Origin of the sequence: Anaeromyxobacter sp. SG17 (assembly GCF_022690695.1) — a bacterium.
GTDB classification, from domain to species: domain Bacteria; phylum Myxococcota; class Myxococcia; order Myxococcales; family Anaeromyxobacteraceae; genus Anaeromyxobacter; species Anaeromyxobacter soli.
Genome location: NZ_JALCYX010000056.1, coordinates 13200 through 28079, shown reverse-complemented (window position 1 = coordinate 28079; position 14880 = coordinate 13200). Strand labels below are relative to the sequence as shown.

General features: G+C 74.1%; 13 protein-coding genes. 10 read left to right on the top strand and 3 right to left on the bottom strand.

The genetic code is table 11. From position 1 onward, the window contains the following. The 3 genes from ppdK to MNY60_RS17495 form a co-directional block, all read right to left on the bottom strand. Positions 1 to 2923, bottom strand: a 2923-nt coding sequence (gene ppdK, locus MNY60_RS17505) for a pyruvate, phosphate dikinase (RefSeq protein WP_242361256.1), incomplete at its 3' end; no start/stop codon positions are given. Positions 2924 to 3222: 299 nt separating this feature from the next. Beyond that, complete coding sequence (locus tag MNY60_RS17500) at positions 3223 to 4278, bottom strand: asparagine synthase-related protein (RefSeq protein WP_242340638.1); 1056 nt, start codon at positions 4276 to 4278, stop codon at positions 3223 to 3225. A 9-nt stretch (positions 4279 to 4287) separates the two neighbouring features. Next, a complete protein-coding gene (locus MNY60_RS17495) occupies positions 4288 to 4539 on the bottom strand; it encodes a sulfurtransferase TusA family protein (protein ID WP_242340639.1) in 252 nt (83 codons plus the stop codon). Positions 4540 to 4660: 121 nt separating this feature from the next. On the opposite strand from MNY60_RS17495, the gene MNY60_RS17490 reads away from it, so the two are divergent. From MNY60_RS17490 to trpC, 10 genes are all read left to right on the top strand, one after another. Continuing rightward, a complete protein-coding gene (locus MNY60_RS17490) occupies positions 4661 to 5170 on the top strand; it encodes a hypothetical protein (protein ID WP_242340640.1) in 510 nt (169 codons plus the stop codon). A gap of 21 nt (positions 5171 to 5191) precedes the next feature. After that, entirely contained in the window at positions 5192 to 6250 is a 1059-nt protein-coding gene (locus tag MNY60_RS17485) for a hypothetical protein (RefSeq protein WP_242340641.1), read from the top strand. 157 nt (positions 6251 to 6407) lie between these two features. Then, a complete protein-coding gene (locus tag MNY60_RS17480) occupies positions 6408 to 8402 on the top strand; it encodes a thioredoxin domain-containing protein (protein WP_242361254.1) in 1995 nt (664 codons plus the stop codon). Between the two features lie 17 nt (positions 8403 to 8419). Then, complete coding sequence (locus MNY60_RS17475) at positions 8420 to 9400, top strand: glycosyltransferase family 2 protein (protein WP_242340643.1); 981 nt, start codon at positions 8420 to 8422, stop codon at positions 9398 to 9400. 106 nt (positions 9401 to 9506) lie between these two features. Continuing rightward, positions 9507 to 10277, top strand: a complete 771-nt coding sequence (locus tag MNY60_RS17470; RefSeq protein WP_242340644.1) for a glycosyltransferase family 25 protein — start codon at positions 9507 to 9509, stop codon at positions 10275 to 10277. A gap of 136 nt (positions 10278 to 10413) precedes the next feature. Then, on the top strand, positions 10414 to 10809 hold the full coding sequence (panD, locus tag MNY60_RS17465) for an aspartate 1-decarboxylase (RefSeq protein WP_242340645.1): 396 nt from the start codon (positions 10414 to 10416) through the stop codon (positions 10807 to 10809). 87 nt (positions 10810 to 10896) lie between these two features. Then, the gene (trpE, locus tag MNY60_RS17460) at positions 10897 to 12366 is read left to right on the top strand and encodes an anthranilate synthase component I (protein WP_242340646.1); all 1470 of its coding nucleotides are present in this window, start codon (positions 10897 to 10899) and stop codon (positions 12364 to 12366) included. Positions 12367 to 12512: 146 nt separating this feature from the next. Further along, the gene (locus MNY60_RS17455) at positions 12513 to 13088 is read left to right on the top strand and encodes an aminodeoxychorismate/anthranilate synthase component II (RefSeq protein ID WP_242340651.1); all 576 of its coding nucleotides are present in this window, start codon (positions 12513 to 12515) and stop codon (positions 13086 to 13088) included. Next, on the top strand, positions 13085 to 14098 hold the full coding sequence (gene trpD, locus MNY60_RS17450; protein WP_242340647.1) for an anthranilate phosphoribosyltransferase: 1014 nt from the start codon (positions 13085 to 13087) through the stop codon (positions 14096 to 14098). The genes MNY60_RS17455 and trpD overlap by 4 nt, the downstream gene beginning before the upstream one ends. After that, positions 14095 to 14874: an indole-3-glycerol phosphate synthase TrpC gene (gene trpC / locus MNY60_RS17445; RefSeq protein ID WP_242340648.1), complete on the top strand. Its 780-nt coding sequence runs from the start codon at positions 14095 to 14097 to the stop codon at positions 14872 to 14874. The genes trpD and trpC overlap by 4 nt, the downstream gene beginning before the upstream one ends. The last annotated feature ends 6 nt before the right edge of the window (positions 14875 to 14880 follow it).

Genomic DNA, 14880 nt, shown 5'->3' with positions numbered 1-14880 from the left:
GGGGTGGCGGCGCGTTGGCGAGCGCCGTCCCGGCGCGCCCGGCCCCGACCCGGGCGGTCGCGCCAGCGGCCGCGGGCTTCCCGTCGTGCAGCGGCTTCGCGCGCCGGCCCTTCCCGCGCGCGAGCGCCGCGCGCGTCGCCTTCGACGGGGTCGCCGCGGCGCGCTTCCCCGCGCGCTTCGCGCTCGCCTTCGGCGCGGCGGCCCGCTCCCGCAGCGCCGCCTGCGCCGCGGCGAGCCGGGCGATGGGGAGCCGGTACGGCGAGCAGGAGATGTAGTCGAGCCCGAGCTCGTGGCAGAACCCGACCGAGGCCGGGTCGCCGCCGTGCTCGCCGCAGATGCCGATCTTCAGCTCGGGCTTCGTGGCGCGCCCGGCCTGGACGCCGATCCTCATGAGGGCGCCCACGCCCTCGCGGTCGATGGAGACGAACGGGTCGCCCGGCCAGATCTCCTTCTCGCGGTAGGCGGCGATGACCGGGCCCGTGTCGTCGCGGGACAGGGCGAAGGTGGTCTGGGTGAGGTCGTTCGTGCCGAAGGAGAAGAACTCGGCGGTCTTCGCGATCTCGCCCGCGGTGAGCGCGCCGCGCGGGACCTCGATCATGGTGCCGACGTGGTACCTCACCCGCCGGCCGCGCGCGGCGAACACCTCGTCCGCGACGCGGCGCACGATCGCCGCCTGGTCGTCGAGCTCCCCCTTCGCGCCGACGAGCGGGATCATCACCTCCGGCTCGACCTTCACCCCCTGCTCGGCGACGTCGCAGGCCGCCTCGAAGATCGCGCGGGACTGCATCTCGGTGATCTCCGGGAAGGAGATGCCGAGGCGGCAGCCGCGGTGGCCGAGCATCGGGTTCGCCTCGTGCAGCTCGTCGATGCGCGCGCGGACCCGCTCGATGGGCTTGCCGGTGACGCGCGCGAGCTCCTCGATGCCGGCCGCGTCCTGCGGGAGGAACTCGTGGAGCGGCGGGTCGATGGTGCGGATCGTGACCGGGCGCGGGCCCATCGCCTCGAAGATGCCGCGGAAGTCCTCGCGCTGGACCGGCAGGAGCTTCGCCAGGGCCGCGCGCCGCTCCTCGAGCGTCTCCGCGACGATCATCTCGCGCATCGGGCCGATCTTGCCCTCGCCGAAGAACATGTGCTCCGTGCGGCAGAGGCCGATGCCCTGCGCGCCGAGGGCCACCGAGACGCGCGCCTGGTCCGGCTGGTCCGCGTTGGCGCGCACGTCGAGCCGCCGCGCCGCGTCCGCCCACGCCATGACCTCGGCGAACTCCTGGTAGACCGGCGCCTCCTCCGGCGCGAGCGTCCTCTCCACGAGCACCTGGAGCACCTGCGACGGCCGCGTCTCGAGCCGGCCCTCGATCACCTCGCCGGTGGAGCCGTCGATGGACATCCAGTCGCCCTCGGAGAGGGTCTTCTCTCCGGCGGCGGTGGCGATCCGCATCTTGCGGGCGTGGTAGTCGAAGGAGAGCGCCTCGCAGCCGACGATCGCGACCTTGCCCATCTGCCGCGCGACGAGCGCCGCGTGGGAGGTCATGCCGCCGAAGGCGGTGAGGAAGCCCTCCGCGGCGGCCATGCCGCGGATGTCCTCGGGCGAGGTCTCGTGGCGCGCGAGGACGACGCTCTCGCCGCGCGCGCGCCACGCCTCCGCGTCCTCGGCGAAGAACACCACCCGCCCGCTCGCCGCGCCCGGGCCCGCCGGCAACCCCTTCGCGAGGACCTTCCCCCCCTTCAGCGCCGCCTGCTTCCGCTCGGCGTCGAAGATGGGCCGGAGCAGGTGGTTCAGCCCCTCGGGCTCGACGCGGAGGAGCGCCTCCTCCTTCGAGATGAGCCGCTCGCGCGCCATGTCCACGGCGATGCGGACCGCGGCGAGCCCGGTGCGCTTGCCGGTGCGCGTCTGCAGGACGTAGAGCTTGCCCTGCTCGATGGTGAACTCGATGTCCTGCATCTCCCGGTAGTGCCGCTCGAGCTTCGCCCGGACGTCGGCGAGCTGCTGCGCCATCTCGGGCCAGCGCGCCTCGAGCTCGGAGATCTTCTGCGGCGTGCGGATCCCGGCGACCACGTCCTCGCCCTGCGCGTTCACGAGGAACTCGCCGTAGAACTGGTCGTCGCCCGTGGCGGGGTTGCGGGTGAAGGCGACGCCCGTGCCGGAGTCGTCGCCCATGTTGCCGAACACCATCGCCTGCACGCTGACGGCGGTGCCCCAGTCCGAGGGGTAGCCGTAGAGCTTCCGGTAGGCGATGGCGCGGTCGTTGTCCCAGGAGCGGAACACCGCCGCCACCGCCTGCATGAGCTGGTCGTAGGGGTCGTCCGGGAAGGCGATCCCCTTGTGCTCCTCGATGGCCGCCTTGAGCTCGCCGACGAGCTCGCGGAGCGCGTCCTCGGGGAGCTCCGAGTCGAAGCGCACGCCGCGCGCGCGCTTCTTCCGCTCGAGGATCTCCTCGAAGGGGTCGCGGTCCTCCTTGCGCTCGGGCTTCATGCCGAGCACCACGTCGCCGAACATCGCGACGAAGCGCCGGTAGCTGTCCCAGGCGAAGCGCGGGCTCCCGGAGCGGCGCGCGAGCCCCTCCACCGTGGCGTCGTTGAGCCCGAGGTTCAGGACCGTGTCCATCATGCCCGGCATCGAGGCGCGGGCGCCGGAGCGGACCGAGACGAGGAGCGGGTTCTTCGCGTCCCCGAGCTTGCGGCCCACGAGCGCCTCGGTCCGCTTCATCGCCGCGCGGACCTCCGCCTCGAGCCCTCTCGGGATGCGCTTGCCGGCGCGGTAGTACTCGGTGCAGACCTCGGTGGTGATGGTGAAGCCGGGGGGCACCGGGATCCCGATGTTCGACATCTCCGCGAGGCCGGCGCCCTTGCCGCCGAGGAGGTCCTTCATGTCCTTGTTGCCGTCGGCCTTGCCGCCGCCGAAGGCGTAGATGCGCTTCTGGGCCATCCATCACCTCGAGTGAACCTGGAGATCGACCGAGCTCGCGGCCGGGAAGCGCACGGCCAGACAGCGCCAACGTAGCAAAGCGGCCCCGGGCCGGGAACGGAGCGCGCGCTCCGCCACCCCAACGGGCGCCGCGCGGATCGAGCGCGCGCGTGCAGAAGGGAGAGGGGGCGGCCGAGCCGGCGGCCGCGGGCCGAGCGACGCGTGACAGGAGGTCGCGGCTCGCCCGCCGGCGCGCGGGACGGGGTCCGGGAGCTTCGCCCGCCCTCGCCGCCATGAGCGGGGACGAGGCGCTCACCTCATCAGATCCGCAGCGCCTCGACGCGCGCCTCGTCGCGCTCCGGCTCGACCTCGTAGGTCTCGACGAGCTCGCCTTCGCGCCACTCCACCGCCACCCGCGACGCGTCCTTGCCCTTGCCGTACCGGGCGACGATCCGCGCGGCGAGCATCCGCTCCTCCCAGGTCGGCTCGCCCTCCACGAGCGCGATCGGGCCGAGCACGTCCTTCGCCTCGAGCCGGGCGCGGCCCGGGACGTGGTGCTCGAGCAGCGCGTTCTCCACCTCGGACCGCCCCACCACGAGCTTCGCGCGCGGGGAGAGCCGGAAGTGGCGGCCGGTGGAGAGGAGCACCACGTCCTCCGGCACGATGCGCCGCTCCTCGCCCGCGGCCTCGCGGGAGTCGAGCACGTCGAAGAACTTCTTCGCGAAGCTCTCGTCGGTGAGGTAGCAGCACCCCCCGGCCGGCTGCGGCCAGTCGACGACGCCGAGCTCCTTCGCGAGCTCCATCTGCCGGTGCCGGGAGCGCCCGCTCACCGCCTCGAGGAGCTCGCGGTCCACGATCCCCTCGAGCTCGGGGAGCGTGGGCGGGAGGAGCTTCGCGGAGAGCGGGCGCAGGAGCCGCCCGTCGAGGCCGCTGTCGCGCTCGATGATGCGGAGCGTGTCGCGCCGCTGGCTCTTCGGCCGCTGGCCGAGGACCTCGCCCGTGAAGACGAAGTCCGCCCCCTCCGCCTCCATGATCTCCTTCGCCTTGCGCATCATGAAGACGCGGCAGTCGACGCAGGGGTTCGCGTTGGCGCCGTACCCGTACTTCGGGTGCACGAGCATGTCGAGGTACTCGGCGCCGGAGATGTCGACGTACTCGATGTCCACCTCGAGGTCGGCGGCGGCGCGGAGCGCCTCGTTGCGGGGGACGCTCCCGTCGGCGCGCCCGCCCTTGCGGCGCTGCGTCTCGGTGATGCAGAAGCCGGTGTAGAAGTTCACCGCCTTCACCTCGATCCCCTGCCGCCGCACGAGCGCGAGCGCGAGCGTCGAGTCGAGCCCGCCGGAGATCATCGCGATGGCCTTGCCCTGCTTGCGCATTCCGCTCCTTCAGCGCGCGCGCTTGCGCACGAAGCTCTTCCAGGACGCGCCGTCCCGGAAGGTGCCGAGGTGCTCGTTGCGCGTCGCCTTGCACCACATCGGCATGTCCGTGGCGATCCCCGCGTCCGTCGAGATGACGAGCAGCACCGCGCCCTCGTCGAGCACGCGCACCGCCTTGGCGGTCTCGACGATCGGGAACGGGCAGAGCCGTCCGGAGGTGTCGAGCGTCCGCACAGGTGCGGGCATGTCGGGGAGCGTCACGGGCACTCCCTTTAGCCGTACGACGGACGGCGGGCAACCACCCCCGGCCCGCCGGTGTGGGCGCGCGCGGCGCGCCGGCGCGTCCTTGCCCGGGGTGCAGGCGAGCGGTAGGCTCCGCGCGATGCTCCGCCCCGCTCGTGTCGCCGTCCTCGCCGCGCTCGCCGCGGCCGCGCCGTTCGCTGCCTCCGCCCAGGAGCCCTACACGCCCACCGGCTTCGCCGCGACGTTCTCCTACGGCGGCGGCGGCGAGCTCGGGCTCTCCGAGGGGGAGGACAAGGGCGGCGCGGGGATCTCCGAGATCGAGGCGACGCTCGGGTACGACCTCGAGGCGCTGAACCTCCGCCCCGAGGTCGGCCTCGTGCTCGGGCTCGACCCCGACACGAACTTCGCCCTCCGGCCCGGCGTGCGCTGGATCTCGCCCCAGGTCCCGATCCAGGTCCGGCTCGCCCTCGACATGTCGAACGCGCGCGATCGCTCGATGGAGTGGCGCTGGCTCCTCCTCGGCGTCGCCACCGAGCTCCGCTTCACGGGGGTCCTCGGGCTGTTCGCCGAGGTCGACACCGGCGCGCCGCTCTCGTCGGAGGCGGGCGTGCCGCTGCTCATCCGCGGCGGCGCGACGTTCCGCTTCTAGCCAACCGTGGGAGACGTCCGCATGAGAAGCCTCGCCGTCGCGATCGCCGTCGCGCTCGGGCTGCCGGCCCTCGCCCTCGCCGAGGACGAGGTGCTCCCGCCGCCGCCGCCGCCGCCCTCCTACGACGGCGACGTGCCGCTCCCGCCTCCGCCCTCCGGCATGCGGCCGCTCTCGCAGCTCGACCCGCAGCTCCCGCCCGCCGGCCGCCCGGTCCCCGCCCCCGCGCGGCGGCCCGGCGCCCGCGCGCCCTCGGGCACGATCCAGGGCGGCGCCATCGGCGAGTCGCCCATCGCCCCGGCGGGCGCCCAGGCCGCGCCGCTCCACCCCGAGGAGACCATCGGCCACTGGCGCTACGCGATGGCGAGCGGCGTCGCCGGCCGGTTCGGCGGGATGCAGCTCGACAAGGACCGCGAGAACCCGGGCGTCCTCCTCTACTTCGGCGCCCAGGCGGACGGGCTCTGGTCCGAGGGGTTCGGGAAGTCGGCGCGGCTGCGGCTGCGGATGTTCACGGGCGGCGAGACCGAGGTCTACCTGCCCTCCGATGGCGAGGTCGAGGGCGCCTTCATGATCGGGCGCCGCGAGTTCCGCTTCGTGCTCGGCCGCGTCGAGGTGGCGCGCTACCCCGCGCTCGGCGTGCAGGTGCTCGCGCAGGTCGCGACGCTGCCGTGCTTCGAGGGCTCGCTGCCGCTCCTCGGCGACACGATGCGCCTCTACTACTACGCGTCGCCGGTGGAGGCCTCGTTCGTCCGCTACTACGGCGACGCCCACATCGCGCACTCGGCGGCCTGGGCGACCGAGTCCGACGTCCCGGTCGCGGCGAGCGCGGGGCGGCTGCGCTGGACGGTGCTCCTGCCGCCGTCCGTGCTGCTCTCGCTGCAGGGCGACGTCATGAAGATGTGGAACAAGGCCGATCTCCTCCTCGCCGGCGAGGCGAGCCTCGGCTATCAGGTGCTCGAGGGATCGGCGGTGTTCAACGTCGCGGTCCGCTGGGACCAGTTCCGCCGCCGCGGCCTCGCGCCCGAGACGAGCGCGACGGACTCGGAGATGAAGCTGCTCGGCATCGCGACGCTCGTCTTCTGAGGACGGGCGGGCGCCCTCGCGGCCGCGGGAATGGCCCGCGGCGCGGGCGGTTCGGGGGAGGAGCGCGGTCCGGGAACGCGTTCATCCGTTTGTCGGTACTCGGGATTTCGTGATTGAATGCGCGGCTCGACCACGCACGCGTAGGAGACGGTTCGACATGAGGCACGTCAGCTGGATCATCGCCCTCGTCATCGGATTCTCGGTGGGCTTCTTCTCTCGCGGCGCCCTCGACGGGCGCGGCGCGCGCCCGCCCGCCGGCGGGCCGATGCAACGGCCGGCCCGGCCCGTCGAGGACGCGCGCGCGGCCTACCGGGTGCCGGTGGACGACACGCCGCTCCGCGGCTCCGCGGACGCGCTCGTCACGATCGTCGAGTCGTCCGACTTCGAGTGCCCGTTCTGCAAGCGGGTCGGCCCGACGCTGAAGCAGCTCGAGGAGGCCTACCCCGGCAAGCTGCGCTTCTCCTTCCGCCACAACCCCCTGCCCTTCCACGCGCGCGCGCTCCCCGCCGCGATCGCCACGGAGGAGGCCCGCGCGCAGGGCGGTGACGCGAAGTTCTGGGCGATGCACGACAAGCTCTTCGAGCTCGCCCCGGCCCTCGACGACGCCAGCATCGAGCGCGCCGCGCAGGAGGTCGGCCTCGACGTCGCGAAGGTGAAGGAGGCGATCGCCTCCGGCAAGCACAAGGAGCGGATCCAGCGCGATCAGCAGCTCGTGCAGTCGGTCGGCGCGCCCGCGACGCCCTCGTTCTTCGTCAACGGCCGCAAGATCGCCGGCGCCCAGCCGCTCGAGGCCTTCCGCGCCCTCGTGGACGAGGAGCTCAAGAAGGCCGAGGCGCTCGTGCAGCGCGGCACGCCCGCGTCGCAGGTCTACGCCAAGATCATGGAGGGCGCGTCGCCGCGGCCGGTGTTCCTCCCGGCCGACCCCGGCCAGCCCGCGGGCGCCGCGCCCGTCGCGCCGTCCCCCGCCGCGCCGGCGCCCGCGGCGCTCTACCGCAAGGTGCCGCTGCGGCCCGACGACCCGGCGCGCGGCCCCGCCGACGCGAAGCTCACGGTGGTCCTCTTCTCCGACTTCCAGTGCCCGTTCTGCGGCCGCGTGGAGCCCACCCTGAAGCAGCTCGAGGAGGCGTACCCGGGCCAGCTGCGGATCGTCTGGAAGCACCAGCCGCTCCCCATGCACTCCGACGCGATGCCGGCCGCCCTCGCGGCGGAGGCGGCGCGCGAGCAGGGCAAGTTCTGGCAGCTCCACGACAAGCTCTTCGAGAACCAGCGCGCGCTCGACGCCGCCACCGTCGCGGGCCACGCGAAGGCGATCGGGCTCGACACGCGCAAGTTCGAGCAGGCGGTCCAGTCGAAGAAGTACGAGTCGCGGATCCAGGAGGACATGCGCCTCGGCAGCTCCGTCGGCGCGAACGGCACGCCCACCCTGTTCTTCAACTGCCGCCAGGTCGTCGGGGCGCAGCCGCTCGAGCGCATGCGCGCGGTCGCCGACGAGGAGCTCAAGAAGGCGGACGCGCTGCTCAAGGGCGCGAAGCCGGACGCGCGCTTCTACGATCGCGCCTGCGACGCGAACGTCGCCTCCGCGCCCGCCGCGCCGGTGCCCGCCGCGGCGCAGGCGCCCGCGCCCGGCCCCGTGCAGAAGGTCGACGTTCGCCCGGACGACCCGGTGCGCGGGAACCCGAAGGCGCCCGTCACGATCGTGCTCTTCTCCGACTTCCAGTGCCCGTTCTGCGCCCGCGTCGGCCCGACGCTCGACGAGGTGCAGCGCACCTACGGCGACAAGGTGAAGGTGGTCTGGAAGCACCAGCCGCTGCCCTTCCACCAGCAGGCCCTCCCCGCGGCGGAGGCCGCCGAGGCGGCCCGCGAGCAGGGCAAGTTCTGGCAGATGCACGACAAGCTCTTCGCCTCGCAGCGCGAGCTCTCGCCCGACGCCTTCACGCGGATCGCGCGCGAGATCGGCCTCGACTCGAAGAAGTTCCAGGCCTCGGTCCAGAGCGGGAAGGCGCGCGCGCGCATCCAGCAGGACCAGCAGCTCGCGGCGTCGGTGGGCGCCCAGGGCACCCCGACGATGTTCGTGAACGGCGAGCGGGTCGTCGGCGCCGTGCCGTTCGAGCAGCTCAAGGCCGTCATCGACCGGCAGCTGGCGAAGCGCTGACCGTTCCCGAACGGCCCGTGCCGCGCGTCACGATCGTCGCGCCGACGTACAACGCGGCGCGCTTCGTCCGGCAGTGCGTGGACAGCGCGCTCGCGCAGACGTTCCGCGACTTCGAGCTCGTCGTCGTGGACGACGGCTCGACGGACGGCACGGCGGACGTCGTCGAGTCCTACCGGGATCCGCGCGTGCGGTGCCTCCGGCTGCCGCACCGCGGGCTCCGCGCCCTCGCGGAGAGCTACAACGCGGCGCTCGCCGAGAGCCACGGCGAGCTCGTGGCGATCCTCGAGGGCGACGACTTCTGGCCGCCCGACAAGCTCGAGGTGCAGGTGCGCGGCTTCGACGATCCCGCCGTGCAGCTCTCCTGGGGGGCGGGGCTCGAGGTGGACGAGGAGGGCCGCACGCTGCGGGTCTGCCGCGGCGTCGCGCTCGACGGCGGGACGGACCGCGTCCCCACGGCGACGCTCTTCCGGGAGCTCGTCAGGGCCTACGTGCTGTACCCGTCGGTCACGGTGATGATGCGGCGCGCGGCGCTCGATCGCATCGGCGGGTTCCGGCAGGACGGGTCGGCGAACTACGTCGACCTCCCCACCTGCATGCTGCTCCTCGCGCGCAGCCAGGGCGTCGCCCTGCACCACCATCACGTGCTCGGCTGCTGGCGCCGCCACGGGGCGCAGGCCACGAGCATGCGCGGCGACACGCTCCTCCGCGAGCACCGGCGCGTCGTGCGCGACGTGGTGGCCGCGCTCGAGCCCGAGGAGCGCGCCGGCGTCGGCTGGAGCGGTGCGCTCGCCCGGGCGAACCAGGGTCGCTGGCGGATGGCCGCTGCGCGCGCGGCGCTGCGCGGCGGGCGGTTCTCCCGCGCGCGAAGGCTCAGCCTCGCCGTCGTACGCGACGGGCCCGGGATGGCGCTGCGCGCGAAGGCGATGACGGCCCTCGCGTCGGCCGTCGCCGGCGTGGATCTCTCGACCGCCTGGCGGCGCATGCGCGGCCGCGCCTGACCGCGAGGCGGCGAGCCCGGGTGCGCTCTCCGGAGTGCCGCACCCACCTCGCCGCGGACCCACCCCGATTGGCGCCTCGCGCTCGCGCGTGCGACAATTCGTGGCCGTGGAAAGCTCGTTCGAGGTCCTGAACCGCTCGTTCGATCGGATCTTCGTCTTGACGCTCCACCGGGCGCGAGAGCGCCAGCGTCACGCCGAGCAGCACCTCGCGACGCTCGACTACCGGTTCCACATGGGTGTGGACGCGGCGACGCTCGACGTTCGCGCCCTCGAGCGCGCCGGCACCTACGATCCCGCCCGGGCCCGACGCGTGAGCCGTCTCGGGCGGCCGCTGACCCCCGGGGAGATCGGCTGTGCGCTCTCTCATCGCCAGCTCTACGAGCAGACCGTGCGCAACGGGTGGTCGCGCGTGCTCGTGCTGGAGGACGACGCCGGACCGAGCGGCGACCTGGGCTGCGCCGCCGCGGCGCTGGCGGAGCTGCCCGACGACTGGGAGCTGCTCTACGCCGGCTGGTCGAACTTCGAGGTGGTGACGCGCCGCATGCGGCTGAAGCGCGCGGCCTACGTGGGGCTCTCCGCGCTCCAGCTCCTCAAGTGGACGCCGGAGCAGGTGCTGCGCATGCACCCATCGTCATACTCGCTCCACCTGCGCCGCGCGGGGCTCCACCACGGCGCCTTCGCCTACGCGTTCACGCTGGGCGCCGCCAGGAAGCTGCTCGCGGCGCAGACGCCGGTCGCCTACAGCGCGGATCAGCTGTTCATCCACCTCGTCCTCTCCGGCGCGGTGAACGCCTTCGTGGCGCAGCCGAAGCTGTTCTGCGAGCGGAGCGCCGAGATCGCGCAGACCGAGCCGGTCTCGTACCGCCAGGCGCACTGAGGCGCGGGCGCGCGCGGGCGAGCGAGCGGCCGCCGACCCGACGCACCCGATCGGCGGAGAGCCGGCCCGGCGCCCGCCCTCCGCGCCGGGACCCTTGCGCGGGGCGGTCCGGTTCGGATAAGGATCCCCACTCGCCATGCGCCGGACCTTCTTCAAGTCCAAGATTCACCGCGCCACGGTCACCCACGCCGACCTCGACTACGAGGGCTCCGTCTCGATCGACGAGGACCTCCTCGAGGCCGCTGGGATCCTCGAGTACGAGGCCGTGCACGTGTGGAACATCACGCGCGGCACGCGGCTGCAGACCTACGCGATCAAGGGCGAGCGGGGCTCCGGCATCATCTGCATCAACGGCGCCGCAGCGCACCTCAACAAGCCGGGCGATCTCGTGATCCTCGCGACGTTCGCCGAGCTCGAAGAGGCGGAGGCGCGCGGCTTCAAGCCGACGGTCGTCCTCGTCGACAGGAAGAACAAGATCGTGGAGAGCGACGTGGTCGAGGTGGCGGGACCGGCACGTCGGGTGTCGGCATGACGGTGTTTCTTTGGCGCCGGTGATCTCCGGCCCACCCCCGATCTCGAGACCTTCCTCACCCTGTGCAGGCCGGGCCGTGCGGTGCCGGTGCGCGTCGAGGTCGACGCCGACACCGAGACGCCGGTCTCCGCGTTCCTGAAGCTCTCGCGCGGCGAGCGCCAGGCGTTCCTGCTCGAGTCGGTCGAGGGCGGCGAGCGGAGCGCGCGGTTCAGCTTCCTCGGCGCGGGACCGAAGAGCGCGCTGCGCTACAAGCTCGGCGATCGCGGCGATCCCATCGACGCGGTGCGCGCCGCCCTCGCGACCCACTCCGCCGTGCGGGTCCCCGGCACGCCGCCCTTCTCGGGCGGGCTCGTCGGCCACGTCTCGTACGACGCCGTGAAGCTGTTCGAGCCGCGGGTGCCGATCGCGAACCCGGACGAGCTCGGGTTCCCCGACCTCCTGCTCATGGACTTCGACGAGGTGGTGGCGTTCGACAACCGCCGCCACTCGATGCACGTCCTCTGCGAGGTCCGCTGCGACGCGGGCGACGACCCGCGCGCGCTGTACGCGGACGCGCTCCGGCGCATCCGCAAGCGGCTCGGGCTCCTCGCCGCCCCGCTCGTCGATCGCCGGGCGCGGCGGGCGGCGCGCCCCTCCGCGCTCGTGCCCCGCCTCGCCAAGGCGGACTACCTCGCCGCGGTCGAGCGCGCGAAGGAGTACGTGAAGGCGGGCGACTGCCAGCAGATCGTGTACTCGCAGCGCTTCGACGCGGTGGTGTCGGTCCCGCCGTTCGAGATCTACCGCGCGCTCCGGCGCGTGAACCCGTCGCCGTACCTGTTCTTCCTGAAGGACGGCGACCGCGCGCTCGTGGGCTCCTCGCCGGAGACCCTCATCAAGCTCGAGGACGGCGAGGTGACGCTCCGCCCGATCGCCGGGACGCGGCGGCGGGGCGCGGACGCGGCGGAGGACGCGCGGCTCGAGGCGGAGCTGCGGGCCGATCCCAAGGAGAACGCCGAGCACGTGATGCTCGTCGATCTCGGCCGCAACGACGTCGGGCGCGTCTCGGCGGTGGGCACCGTCCGCGTCACCGCGCTCAAGACGGTGGAGCGCTACTCCCACGTCATGCACCTCGTCTCGGAGGTGAAGGGGCGGCTCGCGGAGGGCCTCTCGGCGGTGGACGTGCTGCAGGCCGGGTTCCCCGCCGGCACCGTGTCCGGGTCCCCGAAGGTGCGGGCCATGGAGATCATCGACGAGCTCGAGCCGGCGCGGCGGGGGCCGTACGCCGGCGCGGTCGGGTACTTCGACCGGGGCGGCGACATGGAGATGTGCATCGCCATCCGCACGCTCATGGCGCGCGGGCGGCGCGTCTCGGTGCAGGCGGGCGGCGGGCTCGTCTACGACTCGGTGCCCGAGGCGGAGTACCAGGAGACGCTCAACAAGGCGCGCGCGGTCTTCACCGCCGTCGCGCAGGCCGAGTCGCGGCTGCTCGACGCCGTGGCGGAGCCGCCGAGCCCGCGCGCGGTGGCGGCGCGCACGCCGAGGCCGAGCCGGCGCAGGCCGCGAAAGGGCAAGCGATGAGCGGCCGGAGCGGGAGGCGTGAGGAGCCGGCGCGGGAGGCGCACCCGGCCGTCGCGGCGAGCAGAGGCGACGCGCGCCGAGGCGCTCACGTGACGGAAGCCGCCCACCGCGGCGCGGCGCGGCGCGCCGAGGCGGCGCGCGTGCTGATGGTCGACAACTACGACAGCTTCACCTTCAACCTCGTCCAGTACCTCGGCGAGCTCGGCGCGGAGGTCGAGGTCTTCCGCAACGACGCCGTCGACGTGGCGGGGATCCGGGCGCGGCGGCCCGACGGGCTCGTCCTCTCGCCGGGGCCCTGCACGCCCGACGACGCCGGCGTGACGCTCGAGGCGATCCGGGCGCTCGCGGGCGAGCTGCCGATCCTGGGGGTCTGCCTCGGGCACCAGGCCATCGGGCAGGCGTTCGGGGGCAGGGTGGTCCGCAACGCGCGCATCGTCCACGGCAAGTCGAGCCCGGTGCGGCACGCGAGCGCGGGGGTGTTCGCCGGCCTGCCGTCGCCGTTCGAGGCGGGGCGCTACCACTCGCTCGTCGTCGAGCGCGCGACCTTGCCGGCCGCCCTCGAGGTGACCGCCTGGACCGACGAGGACGAGATCATGGGGCTCCGCCACCGCTCGCTCGACGTGGAGGGCGTGCAGTTCCACCCTGAGTCAATACTGACGCTCGAGGGGAAGCGGCTCCTCGGCAACTGGCTCCGCCGGCTCGGCGGCGGGAGGGTCCGATGATCCAGCAGGCGGTGGCGCGGCTCCTCGAGCACCACGACCTCGCGCGCGCGGAGATGAGCGCGGTGATGGTGGAGATCGCCGACGGCGGCGCGACGCCCGCGCAGGTGGGGGCCTTCCTCGCGGCGCTGCGGCTGAAGGGCGAGACGGTGGACGAGATCGCCGGCGCGGCCGAGGTGATGCGCGCGCGGGTCGATCGCGTGCGCGTCGACCGCGACGTGTTCGTGGACACCTGCGGCACGGGCGGCGACGGGCGGCACACCTTCAACATCTCCACCACCGCCGCGTTCGTGGTGGCCGGCGCGGGCGTCACGGTCGCGAAGCACGGCAACCGCGCCGTCTCCTCGCGCTCGGGGTCCGCCGACGTGCTCGCCGCGCTGGGCGTCGACGTGGACGCGCCGAAGGAGGTGGTCGAGCGCGCCATCGAGGAGGTCGGGATCGGCTTCCTCTTCGCGCCGCGGCTCCACCCCGCCTTCAAGGCCGTGGCCGGCATCCGGCGCGAGCTCGGCGTCCGGACGATCTTCAACCTGCTCGGGCCGCTCGCGAACCCGGCCGGCGCGCGGCACCAGGTCATGGGCGTCTACGAGCCCCGCTGGGTGCCGGTCATCGGCGGCGTCCTCGCCGCGCTCGGCGCGGCGCACGCGTTCGTCGTGCACGGCGAGGGGCTCGACGAGATCGCCGTCACCGGGATGACGCACGTGTGCGAGGTGCGGGACGGCGCCGTGGAGCGCTACTCGGTGCTCCCCGAGGACCTCGGCCTCGCGCGCCACGAGGAGGCCGAGCTCCTGGGCGGCGACGCGGAGCGGAACGCCCGGATCCTCGCCGACGTCCTCGGCGGGCAGAAGGGCGGCCCGCGCGACGCGGCGCTCGCGAACGCGGCGGCGGCGCTCGTCGCGGCCGGCGCGGCCCCGGACCTCCGCGCGGCCGTCCGGCTCGGCGCGGAGGTGGTCGACCGCGGCGACGCCTCGGAGATGCTCGCGCGGCTGGTGCGGGCGACGCGAGGCGCGGCGTGACGTTCCTCGCCGGGATCCTCGCGCGCAAGCGGGACGAGGTGGAGGCCCGGCGCGCGGCCGAGCCGGAGCGCGAGCTCGCGGCGCGGGCCCGCGACGCGGCGCCGCCGCGCCCGTTCGAGGCGGCGCTCTCGCTGCGGGGCGGCCCGGCGCGGGTCATCGCCGAGGTGAAGCGAGCGAGCCCGTCGGCGGGTCCCATCGCGGCGGGGCTCGACGCGCCCGGGCAGGCCCAGCGCTACGCCGCGGCGGGGGCGGCGGCGATCTCCGTCCTCACCGACGGGCCCGGCTTCGGCGGCTCGCTCGCCGATCTGTCCGCGGTGCGCGCGGCCGTGGACGTGCCGCTCCTCCGGAAGGACTTCGTGGTCGACCGCTACCAGCTCCTCGAGGCGCGGGCCGCCGGCGCGGACGCGGCGCTCCTCATCGTGGCGGCCCTCGAGGACGGGGCCCTGCGCGAGCTCCTCGACGCCTGCGGCGGCCTCGGGCTCGCGGCCCTCGTCGAGGTGCACGACCCCGGCGAGGCGGAGCGCGCGCTCGCGGCGGGCGCGCGCATCGTCGGCGTGAACAACCGCGACCTCCGCACCTTCGCCGTCGACCTCGCCACCTCCGAGCGGATCCTGCCCGCGCTGCCCGCGGGCGTGCGGGGGGTCGCGGAGAGCGGCGTCCGCACGCCCGAGGACGCGCGCCGGCTCCGCCGGGCGGGCGCGGCGAACCTGCTCGTGGGCGAGGCCCTCGTGCGCGCGAGCGATCCCGGCGCCCTCCTCCGCGAGATGACGCAGTAACCCCAG